The following is a 3,698-nucleotide window of genomic DNA, read 5'->3' on the forward strand; positions in this document are numbered from 1 at the left end:
GCCGGAAGTGGGGCGAATTATAGACACCTGAGATCTGCCGTCAAGCGTTGATTTGAGTTTTCTGTCATTCAAGGGCCAAACCCAAGAAAAACCGCCCGCTTCTATATAGAAGAGGTCACGCACACAGAAGAGACAAGGCAAAACAGACGCCGGCGATTGCCAGGCCAAGGAAGAGAAAGAGGAGATATGGTGTCCCAGGGCAGGTTCGAACTGCCAACCTTCCCCTTAGGAGGGGGATGCTCTATCCAATTGAGCTACTGAGACACTGCTGCCAGCGAAAATACGCAAAGCGATGGACGGCCAGCATGTTAACGACCAAGCCAGACTTTGTCATGTCGTCCTTTTGCTTTTTAAGTGTAGGCATACGCCCTCTAAATAGCAGGAAGCCTTAATTACAGCCCCAACCTCAGACCTCCATAAGCATCGCCATGCCGGCAAAGCAGAGCGGAGCTAGCCATTGCCGTAAAAAGCAGACACCCCTGCCCACCATTAATCAAGCTGCCACCCATCCTAAAAATGCCTAAGAACCGCCCTACCTCTAGTAAATCGGCCATTTGCCACTATCCTTGTTAAGGTAAGGACCAGTGACTGAATTCGCTCGCCATGCCGTCAGGTCATTGCACACCTACTGACGAGCAGAGGACGCGATCAGCAAAGCGGTGCTGGCAACTTCCAACCAGTCCGCATTTCTGACAATTGGTGCTGGCAGAACGCCTTTATCCAGTTCAATATTTGTCACAGAATTGACGCCAATGATCTGGCTGCTTTGAGGCATGATGCGAGCCTCATCAATTCAGGTTGAACATTTGGCTGCAACGCTTGTCCTAACTGACATCCTGCGGCCAATCCCGAGAACCGCTCCCCTGAACTAACCGGTTAAATATATGCGCCCATTGAAACAGGCAATTTATTCCAGCCGTACGGCTGACAAGTTCGTCGTACGTCTGCCAGACGGAATGCGTGAACGCATTGCCGAAGTGGCTCGCAATCATCATCGCAGTATGAACTCTGAAATCATCGCGCGTCTCGAACAGAGCCTGATTCAGGAAGGCGCGCTGGGCGAAGAATTGAGCATGCGCCTGGACAGCCCAGAGCTTTCTTTGCACGAGCGCGAACTGTTGCAGCGCTTCCGCCAGCTTTCCCACCGCCAGCAAAACGCACTCGTTTCGCTGATTGCTCATGACGCCGAGATGGCTGCAGACGCCTCCTGAGTAATCCTGAATATCCAAGCCAGCTTAGCCGCTGGCTTTTTTTTGCCCGGAATTACAGGCATAAAAAACCCGCCAATTGGCGGGTTTCGAGAGAGAAAAACTAAAGCAGGAATATGGTCGCCAACCCGAGGAAAATGAAGAAGCCGCCACTATCGGTCATGGCGGTGATCATTACGCTGGCACCCATCGCCGGATCGCGCCCAAGTCGCACCAGAGTCATCGGAATCAAAACCCCCATCAGCGCTGCAAGGAGCAGGTTCAGCGTCATGGCGGCCGTCATCACCACCCCCAAGGACCAGCTCCCATAGAGCAGATAAGCAACGACACCAATTACCCCACCCCAGATCACGCCATTGATCAGCGCAACAGCCAATTCCTTGCGCATCAGCCGCGAAGTATTGCCGGTACTCACTTGGTCCAACGCCATCGCGCGAACAATCATGGTGATGGTCTGGTTTCCTGAGTTACCACCGATACCCGCCACAATCGGCATCAACGCCGCCAGCGCTACCAGCTTCTCGATAGACCCCTCGAACAGACCGATCACTCGAGACGCAACGAAAGCGGTAATCAGATTCACTGCCAGCCAGGCCCAGCGGTTGCGCAGAGACTTCCAGACTGACGCAAATATGTCTTCTTCTTCGCGCAGACCCGCCATGTTGAGAACTTCGCTTTCGCTCTCTTCACGAATCAGGTCGACCATTTCATCAATGGTCAGTCGGCCAATGAGCTTGCCGTTCTTGTCAACGACAGGCGCTGAAATCAAGTCGTAGCGCTCGAATGCCTGGGCAGCATCATAAGCATCTTCATCCGGATGAAAGCTCACCGGATCGCTGGCCATGACTTCAGAAACCTGCTTGTCCGGATCATTGACCAGCAAGCGCTTGATAGGCAAAACGCCTTTGAGGACGCCGTCGTAATCAACAACAAACAGTTTGTCGGTGTGGCCTGGCAATTCTTTGAGGCGGCGCAGATAACGCAGTACCACTTCGAGGCTGACATCCTCACGGATCGTCACCATCTCGAAGTCCATCAGCGCACCAACCTGCTCCTCATCATAGGAAAGGGCGGACCGTACACGTTCACGCTGCTGGTTATCCAGAGTCTCCATCAGCTCATGGACGACATCTCGCGGCAGCTCGGAAGCCAGGTCAGCAAGTTCGTCAGCATCCATGTCCTTGGCCGCAGCCAGGAGCTCGTGATCGTCCATGTCGGCGATCAGGGTTTCTCGGACCGAATCGGATACTTCGAGGAGAATGTCGCCGTCGCGATCTGCCTTGACCAGCTGCCATAGCGTCAGGCGATCGTCCAGCGGCAGAGCTTCAAGGATATAGGCGACGTCGGCGGAGTGCAGATCATCGAGCTTGCGTTGCAACTCGACGAGATTTTGCCGGTGAACCAGGTTCTCGACCCGGTCGTGATGCGGGCCTTCCTGGCGGTGGGTCAGATCTTCAACCACTCGCTGACGCTGCAACAGCTCAACGACTTGAGCGAGGCGGTCCTGCAAGCTTTCTTGTGTTTTCTTTACTTCAACTTCAGACATAGGCGAACTCCACTCCCAGCAGCGGGGCGCGCCGGAAGGATCAATCAGTCAATTCATGATTGGAAAAACGGGGTATTGAGTAACTACTGGGTAAGTCCATGGAAGTAATCCAAAAGCCCCGGCGGGGCTGACGGGCGCAATCATACACCGCTTGGCGGATTGAAATGTTAAAAAATCGCGGCTGAAACAAGCGCTTGCAAGACAAACTTGAGCACTGTCCTGACCCTTCAATTTACGACGACGCATCCTGAAAAGAAAACACACCACTCGGCCAAAAGGTGACGGCTACGCTTAAAAGAAATCGTCATGGAGGACGCTTGATGCCAGCCTACGCGCGCCGTTTCTTAATGCTCACCCTGCTCTACCCCGCACCCTGGATCCCCGCCGCCACCATTCATAGATGCGAAGCAAACGACGGCCGCATCACCTTCACCACCCTAAGCTGCGCAGCCAGCGAACGCCGCTCCATACAGGAAGTCCGTACGCACATACCAACCGACGAGCCAATCGCCCTGCTGCCAGGGCCAGAGACTCGCCGCATCTCTCGAACGAATAGCAAAAGGGGCGAACCAACGATTGCTGGAAAGAGCGAAGACGGATGCGGAAATCTGATCAGTGCCAGAGAGCGACGCGAGGCGATCATCAATCAACGGGTTGTCGCCGGCATGAGCCAGCAGGATGTCGAGAGCGCACTCGGCAAGCCAGACAAGATCAGTATTCGCAATTCGAGCACAAGCTATCGCTACGAAACCAAGCGAGGCCGGAGTGCACATATCGAGTTCGATGAAAGAGGATGCACGAAGGGAAAAGCCAAATCCCAGACGGCAAAAAGCCCGCATTAAATGCGGGCTTTCTGTTGTATGGTGCACTCGACAGGATTCGAACCTGTGACCGCTCGGTTCGTAGCCGAGTACTCTATCCAGCTGAGCTACGAGTGCATTTGT

3 protein-coding genes and 2 tRNA genes are annotated in these 3,698 nt (G+C 54.1%); 2 read left to right on the forward strand and 3 right to left on the reverse strand.

What is annotated here, in order from left to right; translation table 11 throughout:
- Nucleotides 1-187: 187 nt before the first annotated feature.
- Nucleotides 188-264 (reverse strand) — tRNA-Arg (locus tag D8U18_RS17010).
- A 620-nt stretch (nt 265-884) separates the two neighbouring features.
- Here D8U18_RS17010 and D8U18_RS17015 point away from each other — a divergent pair.
- Entirely contained in the window at nt 885-1,211 is a 327-nt protein-coding gene (locus D8U18_RS17015; protein ID WP_003178899.1) for an Arc family DNA-binding protein, read from the forward strand.
- A 100-nt stretch (nt 1,212-1,311) separates the two neighbouring features.
- Here the strand turns inward: D8U18_RS17015 and mgtE are convergent, their stop codons facing one another.
- Nucleotides 1,312-2,754: a magnesium transporter gene (gene mgtE, locus D8U18_RS17020; RefSeq protein ID WP_056852548.1), complete on the reverse strand. Its 1,443-nt coding sequence runs from the start codon at nt 2,752-2,754 to the stop codon at nt 1,312-1,314.
- Between the two features lie 320 nt (nt 2,755-3,074).
- Here mgtE and D8U18_RS17025 point away from each other — a divergent pair, with 320 nt between their 5' ends.
- Nucleotides 3,075-3,596 carry a cell envelope protein SmpA gene (locus D8U18_RS17025; protein ID WP_131108056.1) on the forward strand — a complete coding sequence of 174 codons (522 nt, stop codon included), beginning with the start codon at nt 3,075-3,077 and terminating at the stop codon, nt 3,594-3,596.
- Between the two features lie 19 nt (nt 3,597-3,615).
- Here D8U18_RS17025 and D8U18_RS17030 read toward each other — a convergent pair.
- Nucleotides 3,616-3,692: transfer RNA gene (locus tag D8U18_RS17030), tRNA-Arg, on the reverse strand.
- Nucleotides 3,693-3,698: the final 6 nt, after the last annotated feature.

Origin of the sequence: Pseudomonas sp. Sample_10 (assembly GCF_004321495.1) — a bacterium.
Classification (GTDB): Bacteria; Pseudomonadota; Gammaproteobacteria; order Pseudomonadales; family Pseudomonadaceae; genus Aquipseudomonas.

Bases quoted from the DNA above. Each gene is read 5' to 3' on its own strand.
- D8U18_RS17025 (WP_131108056.1), top strand. From the start codon at position 3,075: ATGCCAGCCTACGCGCGCCGTTTCTTAATGCTCACCCTGCTCTACCCC.
- mgtE (WP_056852548.1), bottom strand. From the start codon at position 2,754: ATGTCTGAAGTTGAAGTAAAGAAAACACAAGAAAGCTTGCAGGACCGC.
- D8U18_RS17015 (WP_003178899.1), top strand. From the start codon at position 885: ATGCGCCCATTGAAACAGGCAATTTATTCCAGCCGTACGGCTGACAAG.